Genomic DNA, 18649 nt, shown 5'->3' on the forward strand with positions numbered 1-18649 from the left:
ATTCATCCCGAGTTGTGACGGTGAGCAGCACACTTCTGAATCTTTATCTATTTGAGGGTAAAACGTTACGTCCGGTGATGAATGCGCTGGAAGTCAGCAGGTATAACGGTGAGTCCGACGGAATGTGCGATGGTCAGTTCAGCGAGACCCAACGTACGCTATCAATAGCAAACACAGGCATGAATGGAATGGCCAATCTACAAATAGACGCACGTGTCGTTAAGACACAGAACAAGGTCAAGGGCGAAGAATGCGAAAGCACCGACAGCGAACCTGTCGCGTCCAGGACGATTTTGAAATACGACAAAGACCACTATGAAGTACCGAGTGAGTTGTCATTTTTAGGGTCCTTATAAAGCATGCACGGCTCCCCCGTAGAGGTCGGTTGCCGGGCGATGTTCAACTCCCATTCAATCCCCTCGCCCAGACTGCCCTGCTGGTGTCCTGGAGTCAGCGATCCAGAAGAGTGCCCATCCATCACACTCAGGGCCGCATGGGTCAGCCGGCCGCTTTGCGCGGCTTGAGAGTCGTGCCCGGCGTATCGCGGATTTTCGCGACATAGCATGGCTACAGACGAACTGCCATAGTGACGAACGCACTCCGTGGGTTGCCCACTTGGAGGATCTGCAGATCGCCCGTCGGGTCGCTCGCGGCACTGGCGTCGGTGTTCAGGGTCGAGATGTAGCGTTTGTCGAACAGGTTCACCACGTTCAGCGATACCGTGGTGTCCTTGACGGCACCCAACTTGCCGAAGTCATAGCCCAGGGTCGTGTTGGCCAGCCAATAGCCCGCGACGCTCGAATCGTTGGTGTAGGTGTAGTAACGCTTGCTCATGTAGCTGCCCTGCAAGCCTGCGTTCCATTGCTGCCAGCGCCAGTCCAGGCTACTGGAATACATCAATTTGGGGGTGTCGACGACGGTTTTGCCTTTGACATGCACCGTGTCGGCACCGCTCTGGTAGTCATCATCGTACGTGCTTCGGTTATAGGACGCCGAGTTGGACCAGCGCCAGTTTTCATCAGGGGTCAGCGCGAAGGTCAACTCAGCGCCCCTGCTGGTGACCGAGCCAACGTTGGCCACGCTGTTCTGGCAAATCACGATGCCGGTGCAATTGGTAATTGCCACTAGACGATTGTCGAATTTGGTGTTGTAGACCGCCGCCGAGGTCGAGTACAGCGGATTGCTGCGGCGCACGCCGACCTCAACGGTCTTGGAGGTTTCCGGCTTGAGGTTCTTGAACCCGCCCGCCGCGTCGACGGCGACTTGCGTGGTGAAAAACGGGCTGTAACCGCTACTGGGGAACGCGGCAATATTTTCGGAATACGAGGTGAACACCTCGTCCTGATCATTGAGTTTGTATGTTGCGCCCAACTGCGGCAGGAAACGATCACGTGCTTCCAGCGAGCCACTGGCATAACCGCCGCCCTTGCCTTCTGCGGTCGAGGTGGTGACCGTATTTTTTGCACCGAACTCCAGCTTCAGTCGGTCGTCCAGCAAGGTGTAGCTGTCGCGCAGATAGAACTGCCGCGTCAGGTCGTTGTAGTCCTGGGCAAGGACGGTTGCGACCTGTGGCAAACCTTTGGTTTTCACAATGTTGTTCTGCGGTGCGGTCCCGGTCGGGTCGAATAGATAACGGCCAATGTCGCTCTTGTTCGACTGAATCCAGAATCCGCCTTGAATCTCATGCTGGCCGAGGAAATACGTCAGCGATGTCTGAAAACCCGACCGGTTGATGCCATAGACCGTGCTGCGAATGGAGTTGGTGGGCACAGTGGTGGTGCCGTTGGTGAAGACAAACGGGTAGTAGGAATTGCCGCGGCCCGAGTCGTGGTGGTGATAAACCGCCGCGTCCAGCAGCAGATCATCGCTGAGCGAGAAATTGCCGCTCAGGATGTCCAGTTCATCGTCACGCAGGCTGCTGCCGTTGTAGGTCGCATCCCCTGCACGGGTAACACCGCCGGTAAAGATGCCATTGGCCGCATTCACGGCGCGCGTCCAGTCAGGCGTGTAATAGCTCCAGTTGTAGCCCAACCGCTGAATAATGCTGCTCGACAGGGACGGCAAACTGGCCTCGTTGTGGGACGAGGTGCTGTGAAAGAAACTCACGCGGTTGCCGCCAAAATCGTAGGTGACCTTGGCGTTTATAGCGTCCGATTCCTGGGGGTTGTCGTGGCCTTTCCAGGCATCGGCGTCGTACGTTTCTCCGGAAATGTAAGCAGCCAGACCGTTGTATTCGCCGGTGTCGATTCGCGCGAACGTACGCTTGGTTTTGTAATCGCCCAGCGTCTGCGACAGCCGTGCACCGAACTCCTTGTCGGGGTTTGCGCTGGTGAAAGCAATCGTACCGCCCAGATTGCTGTTCGAGGCGGTGCCCAGTGCGCCAATACCGGCCGCCACTTCACTGTCGGCGATGTTTTCGGCAATGATCGCCCGGGTAATGCTCAGACCATTGAAGTTGGCAAAGCTCATGTTGCCCAGCGTGACGCCATCCAGCGTGTAGCCCAAGTGGTGCATATCGAAGCCGCGCAAACTGATGCGCTGGCTGCTCTCTTCCCGCCCCAGCGGGTCGCCCGATTGAAAACTGACCCCAGCCAGACGCTGCAGAACTTTCATCGGGTTCGTGGCGGCCGAATACGCCTTAATGTCCTCGTCACTCACGCGCTGCACCTGGCGTGTTTCGCCCTGGCCGATCACCGAAACCGTACCCAGCGTGGCGTCAGTGGCGTCAGTGACGCCGGAAACCGGTTCCTCGGTTGAGGCGGTCGGCGTCGCGGCGTCCTGCGCGTAGGTCGACAGACTTAACGCGTGCAAACCAATCAGTAGCACCAGCCGTCGGAGCGGAAAACGTGACGCGTGCGTGGTCGATGACGTGATCATGAGAGGGCTTCCAGGACGTAATGAGTCGACAGGTTTTGGCCTGCGTTAAGGCTGGCCGGGATTTTTATGGCTTCATGGGCTTTCAGTAATCACTGCCAGGCGTGTGATGCCGGATCGCTGCACATCTGCCAATACGCGGGCGACTCGTCCGTAGTCGGTTGCCGTATCGGCGCGCAGGGTCAGCGCGACCTCCGGGTCTCGTGTATGCAGGTTCTGCAGGGCGTCTGGTAGTTGCTCCTCGACCAGAGGCTCGCCATCGACAAACAGACTGCCGGTGGCATCGATACTGATCGCAACCGGCTTTGCGTCATCAAGGGGCGGTGGGTTGTTCAGGTAACCGGCGCGGCCAATGGGCGCGGCGGGCTTTTCGGAGGTAGGCGTTGCCCGGTTGGGTGCCGGAGCGTGTTCGCAAAATTGCTGCGGCGGACGTCTGGATGAAAGTAACGCAGGCATAGCATCACCCATTCAAGGCGGAGCACCTAAGAGACGGCACGTCTAAAAGTTGGGCGATGCTACTACGAGGTTTATGCAGTTAATGTGACGAGGCAGGAACTTGCTATTAAGTTTCATCTTACAGGGTGGTGGCCCGTTAGCATTAACTTTATATGCTCAATATCATTTATGGTGCCACGCCAAAAAGTGCCAGAGCGTGATGTTTTTATATTGCCATTGAGCGCTTTAATAGCCGTCATCGGTAATGACGTATGTACGATCACGTACAAGGCCTTCAGGTGAGTATCACATCAGTCATGCAGTGCCGGCGGCGGCTCTGGCCTGTTATCGCTTCCACATAATGCGCCGCTAACGCCTAAGTCATCCAGCCAGAACAGCCATTTAACAGGGCCTGATTAAACCGGCGCTGTTAATAAACCTGTTGGCGATGCATGAATGGACACTGCTCGCCGGAAACAGTCCACCGTCTTGAAATCTGACGGTACTTAGTCGATATGACAGATTGAGGACGTCATTTCCCAAGGTATATTGATGTGGCCTTGACAGTACCCCGCACAGAGGTAAGTAACTCCCATTAAATAAAGACTGACTCACTAGAGACCCCTGCTCACGGATCCAATAGACGGGTTATTGATCGGCCCAACGTCTTGCTGTTTCGCCCCAGCGCCATCCTGGCCGGCGCATGATCTGACGGGCGTTCCAGCCACAGGGCACCCGTCTGCCAACAACGGAAACTCACTGAATTTACCGGATTCATCCATGACTAAAACCTGTGGGTTTTTCCGGCAAGTCACGTGATGTACAGGCAGGAGCATGCGCAGGTGAGCAAACATGAAATAAACGTCATCAGAGGATTGCAAGCCGTTTTTCTGACTGTTGTCGCAGTGCTGGGTTGGGCGCCGCTGGATCGAACGACGTGGTTGATGGAAAACAGCGTGGTGGTGCTGAGCGCTGCAGCGCTCTGGGCCAGCCGTCACAGGTTCTACTGGACAGCAAGGTCCTGGGCACTGGTGCTGGCGTTCGTGGTTCTGCATGAGGTCGGCACGCACTACACCTATCCGCAGGTGCCCTATGACGCTACCGTCCTGAAGATGACGGGGGTCAGCATCGATCAACTGTTCGGCTGGCAGCGCAATCAATATGACCGATTCGTGCATCTGGCCTACGGAGTGCTGGGCGCCCTGCCCTTGCGTGAGATCGTGACTGTCAAATGCCGGCTTCAGGGCGCGTGGGCGTCGCTGATGGCCTGGTCGCTGGTCCTGTCCACCTCAATGCTTTACGAACTGATGGAATGGGTGGGCGGCGCTTATCTCGGCCCAGGAGGCTCGGCGTTTGTGGGGGCTCAGGACGACTTTTGGGATGCGCAAAAAGACATGGCCGCCGCTGCGGCGGGCTCGCTTGCGGTGCTGGTCTGCAGAGGCCACGCAATACGTGCGCCGTTCATGCAGGGCGAAGGAGCCGAACGATGAGGTCTGCTTTTGCCCGAAGGGCGTGGGAGCCTTAGGCGACTAAGACGGCCGCGATGGGCTGCGCAGCAACCCTTGGGTACAGCGCACTGCATGCGCAGGTTGTGATGCCGGTCCCGGTAGATCGCCGACACGTCGTCTCCCACCACTCAATGACTAACATGCCCTGTCCGTTTTCCAGGGTCTTCAGGCGTTGTACTTAATGATCGTCAGCTTCATCCGCTTTACGTTTCTGTCGCCTGGCGAGCCACACGCATAACCCGGCCCAGCCCCCGGCGACAGGCAGAATCAGCATGGCAACGATGCCGAATCCTGCGCCCAGTGCCGCCAGCCCCACCGACAGCCATCCACTCACCGCATCGCCACCGCGATACACCAGCGTTTCGATGACATTCTTGGCCTTGTACTTTTCCTCGCGACTGACCACGGTCCAAAGTACTTCCCGCGCCGGGCGCACAATGGAAAACTCGATGGCACGGCGCAGCCCCTGCGCCAGCGCGACCGTGGTAGGCACCGGTGCCAGCGCCATTGCGGTGAACGCGACCACGGTGGCCAGCGGTAACGCGATGAGCGCGCCGCCGATGCCGATCATGCGGATCAAAGGGCCGGTCAGCAACAGTTGAAAGGTTAGCGTCAGCATCGACACGATCAGATCGACGACGGCAAAGAACTGCGTTCTGCTGGCGACATCCGAATAACTGCCTGCAACGATTCGACCCTGCTCGAAGTACAGAAAGGTTGAGGCGGTGGTGTGCATCAGCATGAATAACACCAGCCCCAGCAGATAAGGCGAGCGTGAAATCAGGGTGATGCCGCCGAGCATGCTGCCGCCCATGTGGCGATCTACGTTCGACGGCCGGTAAAACTGAGTCTCGGTGCGAACCAAAAGCGCTCGGTGGCAGCGTACTGCCAGTTCCAGCAGCACTGCCGCCGCCAGCGTCAATGCAATCGGCCCGAGACGGGACGCCATCGTCGCCGCCAGCAACGGCCCGATGAACGTCCCCAACGTGCCGCCTGCGGCCACAAAACCGAATAGCCGCCGCCCCTGCTCACTGGAAAACCGGTCAACCAATACGCTCCAGAAGATCGACACGATGAACAGGTTGTACACGCTGATCCAGACGAAGAACACGTTGCCGACCTGCACCGGCGCAATCCGATTGGCGATCAAGATGCCGAACAAAATCATCGTCAGCGCAATGCCGCGATAGATCAGCGGCACGAAACGCCGGGGCGGCAACCGGGACACCAGTGCGCCAAACAGCGGGACCATCAGCAGCATCACCAGAAAGGTCGCGGTAAAGAGCCATTGAAGTTTGTCGGCACCGCCTTCAAGCCCAAGCGCATCACGCAAGGGGCGCACCAAGTAGTAGCTGGCCAGTACGCAGAAATGGAAGGCAAACCCCAGCAACAGCGCCGCTCGCTCGCCGGGCCGCACATCGGCCCACTTCAGCGCTGCTGCACGAATCATGATCGGGGGCTTTTAAGCGATGTGCTTGGCAAGGGGGTTACTCCCAGCGTCCGGTTAAAGGCTAACGCAATGTGCCAGAGACACTGAGGCATCTTCCACGGTTCAGTGCACCCTGATGAACAGCGGTATTTCGGAAACGAACCCACCATGACAATCAGTGAATACCAATATGCCTGACGTCGATTTGACCATCCGGTCAACATTCCCTACCGTAGCCGACCTTTTCCCCGCCCGAGACACTGATGACTACCCGCTCCAAATTGCCTCCAACTGTCTACCTGCTGGGTCTGACAATCTTTTCCCTGGTCACTGCCGAGTTCATGGTGGCTGGCATGATGCCTGCGCTGGCCGAGGCGTTTTCTGTCAGCCTGGCGCAGGTTGGCAATCTGATTGCCTATTACGCGCTGGGCATGGCGCTGGGCGGTCCGCCGGTTACGGTGCTGCTGCTCTCCAGAGGCATCAGCAACAAACGCGCGCTGGTCTGGCTGCTGACGTGTTACGTGATCGCGGGCGCCGTTGCGGCAGCGGCACCCAGCTACGCTGTCTTGGCGGTGGCACGTATCGTCATGGGTATTTCGAGTGCCGTGTGCATCGGCTTGTGCATGACCATCTGCGCAGGCCTTGTCGCACCTGAGGGTCGTGGCCGCGCGGTCTCTGTCGTGCTGGCCGGGTTGATGCTGTCTCCCGTCATCGGCGTGCCGATGACCACCTGGGTCGAGCAGCATGTCGGCTGGCGTGCCAGTTCCTGGGCGGTCGTTGCGCTGGCCATGCTGTGTACCGTGTTGGCGACACGACGTCTGCCAGCCATTCAGAAAGGTGGCGAACCGCCGCTGAGCCAGCAGTGGGCGGGCTTGAGAAACCCCAAGCTGTGGGGAGCGTACATCACCAGCGGACTGATCATCGGCGGGACATTTGCAGCGTTCAGTTACTGCACGCCGATCCTGATTCATGAGGTCGGCATTGCACCGACGCTGGTTGCCCCTGTTCTGGCTATCTATGGGGTTGCCAACCTCATGGGCAACATGATCGTGGGTCGCTTCGCCGATCGCTACACATTCCCTGCCCTGGCTTGGGGGCTCGGCCTGATGGTGCTGGCATTGGGCGGCTTTGCTCTGGCCGGTGACCATCTGTGGCTGAACCTGGGCTGCTTCTTCGCGCTGGGGCTGACGGGTGTTGCCTTGAACCCTGCGATGGTCGCACGCGTGATGAAGGCGGCCGAACCTGCGGCGATGGTCAACATCCTGCACACCTCGGTGATCACTGCGGGCCTGGCGTTCGGCAGTTGGGCAGGTGGCGCTGTGATTGACGCCGGGTATGGTTTGCGTTCACCGCTCTGGGTGGGCGCTGTGATGGCGCTGGCGGGTCTGGTGAGTCTCGTGCCTGCGATGAGCCGGGTGCGACGTGACAATGACGTTTCAAAATCGGCTCCGTGCGCATCGTGATGCCACGAAGACGCTGACCCGTTAGCGGGCGCTGCTCTCACTGGGCGCCGAGTCACCTGTTACGGAGGGGTCACCCCGCCCCTCCGTTGATGACCTATCTGCGCAAAACCATCTCAATCCTCAACTCACGCATCGCTCGCGACATGACGTGTGCCTGAAAACAGCCTTGCCAACCCGCATCAGGATTCGACGAGCCGCCCCATTGGCCGTTCTTCATGAACTTGAGCCGATACCTGCCCGGCTTTACATGACGAGTGGCATTCATTAATCAGGCGGGCAGCCGATAAGCGCCGAAGTGACCTTGCTACACAGAACCCCTGCGCTAGACACTTCAAAGGCTCGTATCCGCATGACCAAATCCCTGAAATTCAGCCATAAGATTCTGCTGGCTGCCTCTCTCGTGGTAATTGCCGCGTTCACATCGTTCACGTTTTACAACGATTATCTGCAACGCAATGCGCTGCGTGACCAGCTAAAGGAAAGCCTGAATCAGACCGGTGACAGCACCGCGGGCAATATCCGCAACTGGCTCTCCGGACGAATTCTGCTGGTGGAAAATCTGGCAGACAACGCGGCTGTGCCACAAACGGTAGAGGCGCAGAATGTCGCGCTTGGCCAGCGTACCCTGCTCGCCACATTCATGAGTATTTACGTAGGCAAGAAAGACGGATCGTTCAGCACTCAGCCTCCTGACGATATGCCGGGTGACTATGACCCGAGAACTCGTCCCTGGTACACGGGCGCCATCGCCGCAAGCAAAACGACGCTTACCGAGCCCTACCTGGACGCGGTCACCAAGGGCCTGATCGTAACGATTGCGACCCCTGTCAAGGCTGCTTCAGGGGTTTCTGGGGTTGTCGGCGGAGATTTGAGCCTGGAAACCCTCGTTAAAATGATCAGTTCCCTACGCCTGCACAACGATGGCTATGCATTTCTGGTCGACGCCAACGGTCGTATTCTGGTCCACCCTGACGCATCGCTGGCCATGAAAACACTGGCTGAGGTTTACCCCGTGGCAACCCCAAGGCTGTCGCAGGACATCAGCGAGAGCAGCTACGCGGGCAAGCCCCAGATTCTGACCTTCGCGCCGGTCACCGGGCTCCCTTCAGTCAATTGGTATGTTGGCGTGGCGATGGATAAAACCAAGGCCTACGCCACCTTGGGCGAATTCAGAAATTCAGCGATCGTGGCCACAGTCGTCGCCGTGGTGCTGATTATCGGTCTGCTGGGCATGCTGTTGAGCGTACTGCTGCGTCCTCTCAACCTGATGGGCCGTGCCATGCATGACATCGCTGCGGGCGAAGGCGATTTGACACAGCGTCTGACGATTGAGAGCCAGGACGAATTTGGCTATCTGGGCAATGGCTTCAACCTGTTCGTGGAGCGTATACACGACTCGATGCGAGAAGTGGCGTCCTCAACGGTGCAGCTCAACGAAGTCGCCTTGAGGGTAGTGAGTGCGTCCAATGCCTCGATGCTCAACTCGGATCAGCAAGCCAACCGCACCAGCAGTGTCGCGGCGGCAATCAACGAACTGGGCGCTGCCGCTCAGGAAATTGCTCAGAACGCCGCACGCGCCTCCGGTCATTCCAGCGACGCCCGCACGCTGGCGTCCGAGGGTCAGGAGGTGGTCGGTAAGAACATCGCGGCGATGGATCGCCTGTCCTCTCGTATCAGCGGTGCCAGTGGCGAGATCGAAGCGCTCAATACCAAGACGGCCAACATCGGCCAGATACTGGAAGTCATCACCGGCATCTCTCAGCAGACCAACTTGCTTGCGCTCAACGCGGCTATCGAAGCGGCACGTGCTGGTGAGGCAGGCAGAGGCTTTGCCGTGGTCGCTGATGAAGTTCGCAATCTGGCCCATCGAACCCAGGAGTCGGCCAGTCAAGTGCAGGAGATGATCGAGCAGTTGCAGTCAGGCGCCCGTGAAGCGGTGGCGCTCATGAACGACAGTCAGCGTGAGAGCGTCGAAACGGTTGGAATCGCCAATCAGGCTGTTTCAAGCCTTGAAAGCGTGAGCGTGCGCATTGGAGAAATCGACGGCATGAATCAATCGGTTGCGACAGCCACTGAAGAACAGACCGCTGTTGTCGAAGCGATCAACGTCGACATCACGCAAATCAATACCCTGAATCACGAAGGTGTCGAGAACCTCAATGCAACGCTGCGTGCGTGTACCGATCTGGAACGCCAGTCAGCCCGTCTGACGCAACTGGTCGGCAGCTTCCGTATCTAGCGTGCAGGTGAATCGCTGCGGAATCGATTCACCTATTTATGCCGCAGGCTTCCAAATATCCGGAACTCTGGCGTCGAACACGGTTCTAGACCCCTTCTCCGATGCTCAGTCAGCGTCGGCGTTTTTCGTTTGGCAATCCTTCACGACGGAGCGACGCATGTCGATACAGCAAAAAACCGGGCACGTTTTGCCCGCGCGCGCCGCTGGCAAAATGGAAGCCGCAATGGCTGTGGGCAGCTTCGCCATCGGTACGGGCGAGTTTGCAATCATGGGTTTGATGCCTGATATCGCCAAAAACCTGCACCTGAGCGAGCCTCAGGTGGGCCATGCAATCAGTGCGTATGCGCTTGGCGTGATGGTGGGCGCCCCGCTGCTGACGATTATCGGTGCCAAACTGTTACGCAAGCACATGCTGTTGCTGCTGATGGCGCTCTACGCGATGGGTAACGTGGCCACGGCTTTTACGCCGACCTTTGGCAGCCTGGTCGCCTTTCGTTTCATCAGCGGTCTGCCACACGGAGCCTACTTTGGTATCGCAGCCGTGGTTGCGTCGAGCATGGTGCCGGACAACCAACGCGCAGGTGCTGTGGCGCGGGTCATGATGGGCCTGACCCTGGCGATGTTGCTGGGTAATCCGATTGCAACCTTCCTTGGCCAGTTTTTCGGTTGGCGCTCGGCCTTCGCGCTTGTAGGACTCCTCGCCCTCTGCACCATCGCGCTGGTGTGGCGCTTCGTGCCTGACCGTCGTGACGAACCGCGCAGTGATCCACGCAAGGAACTGGGCGCCTTCACCAAACCGCAGGTGTGGATGGCGCTGGCCATCGGTGCCGTCGGTTTTGCCGGCATGTTCTGCGTGTTCAGTTACCTGGCTCCGACCATGCTGGACGTCACGCGTGTGTCACCTCAGTGGATTCCCTTCGGACTGGCAGCCTTTGGCGTGGGCGGGATTATCGGCAACATCGCAGGCGGCAAGCTGTTCGATCACATGCAGTTCAAGGCCGTCGGCGTGTTGTTGATCTGGTCGATGGCCGTATTGCTGTTCTTCCCGTTCGCCGCCGGCTCGCTGTGGGGTGTGTTGCTGGGTATCGCGCTGGTCGGCACGATGGTCGCGCTGGCCGCACCGTTGCAGATCCGCCTGATGGACATCGCACATGAAGCGCCGAGTCTGGCCGCAGCCTCCAACCATGCAGCATTCAACCTGGCCAATGCGCTGGGTCCCTGGTTTGGCGGCATGGCGATCACCGCAGGTATGGGTTGGACCAGCACGGGCTACATTGGCGCTGGCTGTGCGCTGGCGGGCTTGGGCATTTACCTGCTGGCCAGGCGCATGAAGGGCGGGCAATAGAGCCTGGCGGCTGAACAGCAGCTTAAGAAGGGTCGATCTACACGCCAGCGACTCGTTGAATGTCGGATGATCGACCTTTAACGAGTCGTTTGCTGCCTGCGGAGGCATCCTTTTGTATAGATCGCTGCTGCAGGGGCTGGCCTTGTGTTGCACGGTACTCGTCACCCCTTCATGGGGGCACGCTGCCGAGCACCCCGACGGTTTTGCCAAAGACGTCACCGGCGGTGCCAATGCCGTCGCCGTGCATCCCGCCACGCTGGATGAGCTCGAGCAGGCGTTGTGCAGCACTTACGATCACCGTGGCAACTGCACGGATACGACGCCGCGCGTTGTTCTGCTAGACCACATGTTCGACTTTCGCGGCAGCGTAGTGGCGAACGGCAGTGCCACCACCACCGAGACCGGCTGCATGGTCAAGGCTTGCTCCGATGGTGGCGCGCAGCTGGCACTCAACGGCGCAAACGACTTCTGCCAGTCAAGGCCGCCCGCCTTAGTGACTTACGACAACGCCGGGTTAAAACGTCTGAAAATCGGTTCGAACAAAACGTTGCAGGGGATGGGGAAACAGGCAGGCATTCAGGGCATGGGGCTGTGGATCGGTGGCGGTGTCCATAACGTCATCGTCCGCAACCTGACCTTGTCCGACATCAATGCGCAGGTCGTCTGGGGAGGCGATGCGCTTACCATCGACGACGCAGACGGCGTGTGGATCAACCACAACACCTTTGCGCGCATCGGCAGGCAGATGATCGTCACCGGCTGGGGCGCCGCGTCTCACGTGACGATATCCGACAATGAATTCGACGGCCGAACACTCTGGTCCTCTACCTGCGACGGGCATCATTACTGGGTATGGCTGTTCCTTGGCGGCCATGACACGCTGACGCTGGCGCGAAATTACGTGCACGACACGTCAGGCCGTGCGCCTCACGCCGGCGGAATGCACGATGCTGCCGTGATCGCCCAGCTGGTCAATAACGTGTTTGCCCGCCTGACTTATCAGGGCGCGATCATGTCACGCACGCCCTCCTCACAGTTATTGGTCGAAGCGAACGGGTTCGAAAACGTGACGCACCCGATGTTCAACGATGAAAAGCAACCGGGCGCAGGGTTTGCCCTCTTCTCAACGGCTGCAGCAGCGGCTGTGAACGACGAATGTCAGCGCACGATTGGCAGAGCGTGTATCGCCAATCTTCAGCAACTGAGCGGCGACGACTATCGCCCACAGGACGACGCGGTACTTGAAGCGTTCGTGCCATACCGCCAGTACTTGGTGACGCCTTTATCTGCCGATGTAGCGCTGGCGAGAGTGCCTCTGCACGCCGGTGCGGGTAAAGACTGATTCCTTTTTGAAATCCCGTGAGTACGCCTTATGCAACGCTTGATCTGGATGCTGTGCTGCGGTTGCCTGGGTCTGGTCGGCCTTGCGGGCGAGGCACACAGCGCATCCTTTGGATTCGTTCGAACGCCGCCGCAGATTGTCGTGGACACCGGTAGCCAGCTGATATTCAGCGTGGACACGCGCAATGGCGATCTGGTCTCCCTGCGCTACCGAGGCCAGGAATTACAGACCCGCGAACCAAAAGCGTCGCAGATCGCATCAGGCTTGGGCGCGGCGCAGGTGAACGTTAAAACCGTAGGCGATGTGATCCTGATCAGCGCCCAGGCAGGTGACCTGACGCAGTACTACATGGCAGTGAAAGGCCGCGACGCTATTTACATGGCAACGTATGCGCCGACGTTGCTGCCGGTTGGGGAGTTGCGATTTGTCACGCGACTGGATGTGGGCAAGCTGCCCAAAGCAACGCATGGGACCGACTCCAATGTCGGCACAGCGATCGAAGGCAAGGACGTGTTTTTGCTGCCGGATGGACGCACCAGCTCCAAGTTCTACTCGGCGCAGCCGATGATCGATGATGCCATTCACGGCGTAAAAGGCCCGGGCGTGGCGGTGTATATGCTCATGGGCAATCGTGAACTCAGTTCGGGAGGTCCGTTTTTCAAAGACATCGCCACCCAGAAAACCGCCAAGACTCACGAGTTGTACAACTACATGTTCTCCAACCACACCCAGACCGAAGCTTATCGGGGTGGTCTGCACGGCGTTTATGGCCTGCTATTCACACAAGGGGAAGCACCTTCGGCTGAACTGGCCCAATTGGATTTTCTAAACGGTCTGGGGCTTGAAGGGTTTCTGAACAGCACTCAGCGAGGTTCGGTGTCCGGCCATGCCTCGGGAACTGATCACGGCCTACCAGCGGTGGTCGGTCTGGGCAATGAAACGGCGCAGTATTGGGCGCGAACCTCCACGGCGGGTGATTTTCTCTTGCCCGATGTTCGCCCTGGGCGTTATCGATTGACGCTCTACCAGACCGAGCTGGAGATCGCCCACGGCACAGTGGACGTTTCAGCGGGCAGCGTCACACACACCACACTGAATGCCGGATCGCCCAAGGGTCGAGTGAAATGGCAGATCGGGTTGCCCGATGGAACCCCTACAGGCTTTCGTAACGCACAACTGCTGCCAGCGGCCCACCCCTCCGACGCCCGTATGGCAACGTGGAAGTCAGGAACCTACACGGTCGGAACAAGCACGCCTGCCGATTTCCCGGCCGCACAATGGCGTGACATCAACAGCCCTGTCCGAATCGAGTTCTTACTGGCCGCCAAGGAAATACGCGCCTACCGGTTGCGAGTGCTCATTTCCCTCGCTCAGGCGGGCGGACGACCGCAATTGAGCGTCAACGACAGCTGGCACGCCGAGGTGCCAGCGGCCTCAGCGCAACCCGACAGTCGTGGCATCACCCGCGGCACCTGGCGTGGCAACAATACCCTGTTCGAATTCAACATCCCGGCGTCGGCACTGCATTCAGGCAGCAACTCACTCGAGATCGGCGTTGCCTCCGGCAAGTCAGGCACGGGTTTTTTGAGCCCGGGGTTTGTCTATGACAGCGTGCAACTGGTCGAATAGGCCATGTGACAGGCTCACTTGGCCTTGAGCGCATACTCAACGATCGTGTCCGCGCAGGCTTGTATGCCGCCTTGGGTGATGATTTCGTAGCCATGCGTATTTTCCGTCGGGATGGCGATGCACCCGGCTCTCGCTGCCGCGCCAATGCTCATCACCGCGCTTGCATCGGACGCAAAGTCCACCAAAAGCGCGACCTGGGCGTCGTACCCGGCTCGTGTTGCAGCAGCAATCAGGTCGTCAACGACGCACCGGGTGTAGACGCCCTTCTGATCGCCTGTACTGATAATGGGGTTGTCTTCCAGGCGAGTCCCGTATTCCTCCAGCACGGGTCCCACCTCTACGGCAAGTACCGTATCACCCGGCAGTCTGGAGGCCGCGTACATGGCCCCGGCATTGGTTTCCTCTTCCAGCGTTGTGCAGACAATCCAGACATCCTGCCTGAGTTCGTGGCGTCTTTTGCACAACTCTTCTGCTGCCTGAATGACCGCCAGAAGCGGTGCCCGGTCGTCCATAAAATGCGCCGCAATGGCATCGGGCAGATACCACGGGGCGCGCCAGTGCTTGCTCAGGACCACACGCGTTCCAGGCCGGATGCCCAGTGCCGACAGTTGTTCCCGGGGTCGGCGGGTGACCACATGCACGTCCGACCATTGCACGTTGCCCTTGAGGACGTCCCGGCTTTGGGATGTGCCGCCACTGCTGTGCATGGATCCGAATGAGAGCACGCCTGGGCATCTTTGCGTATCGCCCAGCACCTCGACGGGGGCCACCCCGAAACAGATGGGTTGGGCACCGCCCAGTGCTTCGACCAGCAGCGTGCCGTCTTCATTCACGAGCTTGACGACCATTGCTATCTCGTCCATGTGAGCCATCACGCTGATCCCGTCATCGGGATCAGAGGCGTGCGCCGCTTTTATCAGCCCTATGACGTTGCCTGCCCGGTCAACCGTGACCTCGTCGCAATGGCGTTCCAGTTCTGTCTTGCACAGCTTACGGACTTCATCTTCCTGCCCGCCCGGGCCGTAGGCCAGCAGCAAAGCTTCCAGCAAGGATTGGCGTTGATCGCTCATGGTTTCTCCGATGAAATGCACAGATCGATCGAAACCGTGTCCACTCGATCACGTTGCAGGGTCGAAAGGCTTTTCAGTGTTTTTTCATATACGGCGTCGGCAGTGTCTTTCAAACGCTGCCACTCCTGCAGGGTGATCACCTCGCGCAACACCAGTTCGTCGGCTCGACGAATCAGCGTCTGGTAGAAGTCATCGGGAAGATCCAGTCGATAGGTGTCATCCTCCAGTAACAGGTGCCATGCCTTCAGTTCCATTTGCTTGTCGTTTCTGGTCATGATTGCGTCTCCTGAGCCTGTTGCTTATTGGCCGGGGAGTGAAAGTCGGGATCACGGACGACGAACTCGTGATCCAATGAAGGTCAGTAACGATAAATGGCCGCAGCGCCCGTTTCGCTCGGCATGGAGCGCTCCGGCGGCAGTACAATCACCTCTCCGCCATGCTGCATGACGGCCAGAATCATTTCGTCCAGCACGTCATCCGAACCTGCCTCGTCATTGCTCTGAAGCGCAAGATCGCCGCTCAGCCCATCCATCACGCCATTAACCGTGCGTTCAGCCTCGACCAGCAGCAGGGCCACCCTGCCCTCGGTGGCCGCTCGTGCGATTTCAGGCAGTTCATGTGCGCTCAGCCGCTGGCCCACGGCTTTTGCGTATCGACCCAAGGCCTCATCCAGCCTGTCGTCCTGACGCAGACGGATGAGTTCGCCGCATGCGGACGTCAACTGCGCCGCCGTCAGTGTCGCCGGATCCTGTTCTATGCCCACCGGCAGCAGAAACGGATTGCGACTCTGCGCTCTGAACACGGCCTGGTTTTCAGCCAGTGCTACCAGAACAAGCGGTAATTTCGAGACCCGCGAGCAATGTTCGGTAATCCTGCGGTCAACGATGCGGAAGAACCGTTCGCGATCCAGGTTGATTTCCTCCTGCTTACCGCTGCCGCCCGACTCGTGCATCATCGGATCACCGCGCTCCCCGCCACCGCTGAACCCGTCTGGATGGCCCCGCTGGTCGCGGGGGGTAAGTTCATCGCCCAGCGCTTGATTTTGATTGGTCGGCACCGCCTCCGGCAGACTGACCTCCTGCAGGCTCTGCATGGATCCTTCATAAACACGCACGCTGTCACGCGACAGACAAAGAACCTGATAACGATCCGTCATCGGCGCAAGGCGCAATAAAGGCTTCAAGTAGGGATGGCTATTGACCACTGCGGTTTCCGGCACCGCCTTATGCAGGCCCACTACCAGAAAATGCTCCAGCCCGCCAAAAATGGCGATGGCTTCAGGGCAGGTGTTCCAGAACGCATGGTCGTCGATCAGCGCGTGGAACGGCGCGATCAGTGCCTGGCTGGCTATCTGTGGGTAATGCTGCTCCAGCAGGATTTCCAGTTCCTTGATCAGGTTTTTCAACCGAATAGGGTCCTGGGTGCGCTGCGGAAACGTTCGATGCGTTGGCATGTACACACTGAGGTTGGGACGTCCCGCCAACGCCAGCAGCCTGTTCAGTGTCTGCTCGGTAAAAGGTTGAATTGGAACCATGACGACCTCCTAGTCTTTGGCAAGCCGAGCCTGTTTTTCGAGGAACTCGTCTTCCAGCATGGCGTCCACCTCGGCGGCCGAGTCCTCATGCACGACCGGCGCAGTCAGATGCCCGGTTGACTCGACTTTCGACGACAGTTTCCCCATAAGATGTTCCAGCGCATGGCTCATTTTTCTGGCGGCACCTGCGACAGCCAAGTCCAGGCTGTCCGCCTTGTGGGTGACGGAAAGCGGTGTATGTCCCTTGGGGCGGGCTTCGATCTGGCAGCGTTTGTCCTGAGGGCCTGCTTTCTGTGCGTTGACGTCGCCTACGTGAATCTCTATCCGAGTCAGCAGATCGGCATAGCGTTCCAACTCATCGACCACCGTACTGCCTACCCACTCCTGCAGCTCTGCGCTGCCTTCGATGTGATTACTGTCCACCTGAACTTGCATGTGATTATCCTCCGACACAGGCGCCCGACTGCGCCTGTGCCAGTAGAAAGATCCGGCAACGGGTCGGTTCCTGAAAATGGATAACTGGTCAGTCCAGAGTGATCCGGGATGCTCAGTGCAAGGCGGTGCGTTTCAGTGCCTGCTTCCAATGCCCGTATAGTTCGGGGACTGCATTGCTGCGAGGTTCGTATCGCTGGCGAGGACGTTCGAGGCTTGCCAGTGCGTCCTCATCCGGCCACCAGCCAAGCGCAAAGCCTGCCAGGTGCGCAGCGCCGATGGCGGACACTTCCGGCGACAGACTGCGGATGACCGGACGTTGCAACAGGTCTGCCTGAAACTGCATCAGCCATTCGTTTCGGGTGGCACCGCCATCGACCCACAGCTCTCCCAAAGGGCCGGGGCTGTCCAGCTCCATCGCTTCGAAAACGTCGCGAATCTGGTAGGCAATGGCTTCAAGGGTGGCGCGCAGAATGTGCGCGCGGGTGGAGGCCTCGGTCAGTCCGGTGATCAGCCCGCGAGCTTGTGAGCTCCAATGAGGCGCACCCAGGCCGCCAAGTGCGGGAACGAAATACACACCGCCTTTATCCGGCAAGGCCGCCGCCTCGGCGGCCAGTGCGTCAACGTCCTGCGGCCCCCAGCAGGCGAGCCGCCCAGCTTACGGCGACTCCGGTGTGCACGATATTGCCTTCCAATGCATACGTGGGTGCATCGGTCTGCCAAGCAACAGTAGTCGCCAGCTGTTGGGCGGCGTGGGTAATAAAGGCGCTTTCGAGGCCACACTGCTGACTCAGCAATTGGCGACGCTGCTGGGTTGCCCCGCCTACCTGCTGCCCTCACAAAGCATCGAACAATCCGTCGACAGCCGTCATCGCATTCTGCAACTGGACGAAGTCAGAGAAGTTGTCGAGCGGTTCTCGAACCTGACCGTTGCGCTGGTCGGTATTGGCGAGCTCGAACCCTCGAAACTGCTGCGCAACAGTGGCAACTATCATGGCGAACCGATGCTGAAGCTGCTGGCCGAGCGTGGCGCCGTGGGTGACATCTGCCTGCGCTATTCGATGCCGACTGCAAACCGGTGCTGCAGGACAGCGAGGAAGTCGTGGTATCCGTAGACCTTGAGCAGCTTCTGAGCATCGCACGGGTCGTCGACCTTGCCGGCGGCGAGCGTAAAGTCAACGCGATTCGCGGCGCGCTGCGAGGTGGCTATCTGGATGTATTGATTACTGACCTTGCGACGGCCCGCTCGCTCATAGGCTGAAGTTCCGCACCGTACATCCGTTTGCGTCGGGGAGCGGATTCTTTGCGAAAGGCGGGATGCCCGCCTCTTACGCCTCTATCTCAGACAG

General features: G+C 58.9%; 14 protein-coding genes and 3 pseudogenes. 9 read left to right on the forward strand and 8 right to left on the reverse strand.

Annotated elements, in window-relative coordinates; genetic code table 11:
- Positions 1 to 20: 20 nt before the first annotated feature.
- Complete coding sequence (locus ALP40_RS17885) at positions 21 to 356, forward strand: hypothetical protein (protein WP_147478341.1); 336 nt, start codon at positions 21 to 23, stop codon at positions 354 to 356.
- Between the two features lie 211 nt (positions 357 to 567).
- Here the strand turns inward: ALP40_RS17885 and ALP40_RS17890 are convergent, their stop codons facing one another.
- Both ALP40_RS17890 and ALP40_RS25885 read right to left on the reverse strand, forming a co-directional pair.
- The gene (locus tag ALP40_RS17890) at positions 568 to 2877 is read right to left on the reverse strand and encodes a TonB-dependent receptor (RefSeq protein WP_122209537.1); all 2310 of its coding nucleotides are present in this window, start codon (positions 2875 to 2877) and stop codon (positions 568 to 570) included.
- Positions 2878 to 2949: 72 nt separating this feature from the next.
- Positions 2950 to 3330 carry a biopolymer transporter ExbD gene (locus tag ALP40_RS25885; RefSeq protein WP_259640728.1) on the reverse strand — a complete coding sequence of 127 codons (381 nt, stop codon included), beginning with the start codon at positions 3328 to 3330 and terminating at the stop codon, positions 2950 to 2952.
- Between the two features lie 821 nt (positions 3331 to 4151).
- On the opposite strand from ALP40_RS25885, the gene ALP40_RS17900 reads away from it, so the two are divergent.
- The gene (locus tag ALP40_RS17900; RefSeq protein ID WP_183136062.1) at positions 4152 to 4799 is read left to right on the forward strand and encodes a DUF2238 domain-containing protein; all 648 of its coding nucleotides are present in this window, start codon (positions 4152 to 4154) and stop codon (positions 4797 to 4799) included.
- 196 nt (positions 4800 to 4995) lie between these two features.
- On the opposite strand, the gene ALP40_RS17905 is transcribed toward ALP40_RS17900, so the two are convergent.
- A complete protein-coding gene (locus ALP40_RS17905; protein ID WP_122209539.1) occupies positions 4996 to 6267 on the reverse strand; it encodes an NTP/NDP exchange transporter in 1272 nt (423 codons plus the stop codon).
- 242 nt (positions 6268 to 6509) lie between these two features.
- Here ALP40_RS17905 and ALP40_RS17910 point away from each other — a divergent pair, with 242 nt between their 5' ends.
- The 6 genes and pseudogenes from ALP40_RS17910 (at position 6510) to ALP40_RS17930 (ending at position 14264) form a co-directional block, all read left to right on the forward strand.
- Positions 6510 to 7709 (forward strand): MFS transporter, encoded by a 1200-nt coding sequence (locus tag ALP40_RS17910; protein ID WP_122209540.1) that lies wholly within the window; start codon positions 6510 to 6512, stop codon positions 7707 to 7709.
- 349 nt (positions 7710 to 8058) lie between these two features.
- Positions 8059 to 9093 (forward strand): annotated as a pseudogene (locus ALP40_RS26210) (cache domain-containing protein); the annotation flags it as partial.
- Between the two features lie 90 nt (positions 9094 to 9183).
- Positions 9184 to 9948, forward strand: coding sequence for a methyl-accepting chemotaxis protein (locus ALP40_RS26215; RefSeq protein WP_409077531.1), 765 nt, complete (start codon positions 9184 to 9186; stop codon positions 9946 to 9948).
- Between the two features lie 157 nt (positions 9949 to 10105).
- Positions 10106 to 11293, forward strand: coding sequence for an MFS transporter (locus tag ALP40_RS17920; RefSeq protein WP_122209542.1), 1188 nt, complete (start codon positions 10106 to 10108; stop codon positions 11291 to 11293).
- Between the two features lie 124 nt (positions 11294 to 11417).
- Entirely contained in the window at positions 11418 to 12635 is a 1218-nt protein-coding gene (locus ALP40_RS17925; RefSeq protein WP_259640729.1) for a pectate lyase, read from the forward strand.
- A 30-nt stretch (positions 12636 to 12665) separates the two neighbouring features.
- Positions 12666 to 14264, forward strand: coding sequence for a rhamnogalacturonan lyase B N-terminal domain-containing protein (locus ALP40_RS17930; RefSeq protein ID WP_122209544.1), 1599 nt, complete (start codon positions 12666 to 12668; stop codon positions 14262 to 14264).
- Positions 14265 to 14278: 14 nt separating this feature from the next.
- Here the strand turns inward: ALP40_RS17930 and ALP40_RS17935 are convergent, their stop codons facing one another.
- From ALP40_RS17935 to ALP40_RS17955, 5 genes and pseudogenes are all read right to left on the reverse strand, one after another.
- Positions 14279 to 15334, reverse strand: a complete 1056-nt coding sequence (locus ALP40_RS17935; protein ID WP_122209545.1) for a M42 family peptidase — start codon at positions 15332 to 15334, stop codon at positions 14279 to 14281.
- On the reverse strand, positions 15331 to 15609 hold the full coding sequence (locus ALP40_RS17940) for a hypothetical protein (protein ID WP_122209546.1): 279 nt from the start codon (positions 15607 to 15609) through the stop codon (positions 15331 to 15333). Before ALP40_RS17940 ends, ALP40_RS17935 begins: the two co-directional genes overlap by 4 nt.
- Positions 15610 to 15692: 83 nt before the next feature.
- Positions 15693 to 16868, reverse strand: coding sequence for a hypothetical protein (locus tag ALP40_RS17945; protein ID WP_122209547.1), 1176 nt, complete (start codon positions 16866 to 16868; stop codon positions 15693 to 15695).
- A 9-nt stretch (positions 16869 to 16877) separates the two neighbouring features.
- The gene (locus ALP40_RS17950; RefSeq protein WP_122209548.1) at positions 16878 to 17303 is read right to left on the reverse strand and encodes an HPF/RaiA family ribosome-associated protein; all 426 of its coding nucleotides are present in this window, start codon (positions 17301 to 17303) and stop codon (positions 16878 to 16880) included.
- A gap of 112 nt (positions 17304 to 17415) precedes the next feature.
- A pseudogene (locus tag ALP40_RS17955) lies at positions 17416 to 18040 on the reverse strand (FGGY-family carbohydrate kinase); the annotation flags it as partial.
- On the opposite strand from ALP40_RS17955, the pseudogene ALP40_RS17960 reads away from it, so the two are divergent.
- Positions 18038 to 18561: pseudogene (locus ALP40_RS17960) on the forward strand (sugar-binding domain-containing protein); the annotation flags it as partial. The pseudogenes ALP40_RS17955 and ALP40_RS17960 overlap by 3 nt on opposite strands.
- Positions 18562 to 18649: the final 88 nt, after the last annotated feature.

The organism is Pseudomonas viridiflava, assembly GCF_003702045.1.
Taxonomy (GTDB): Bacteria; Pseudomonadota; Gammaproteobacteria; order Pseudomonadales; family Pseudomonadaceae; genus Aquipseudomonas; species Aquipseudomonas viridiflava_C.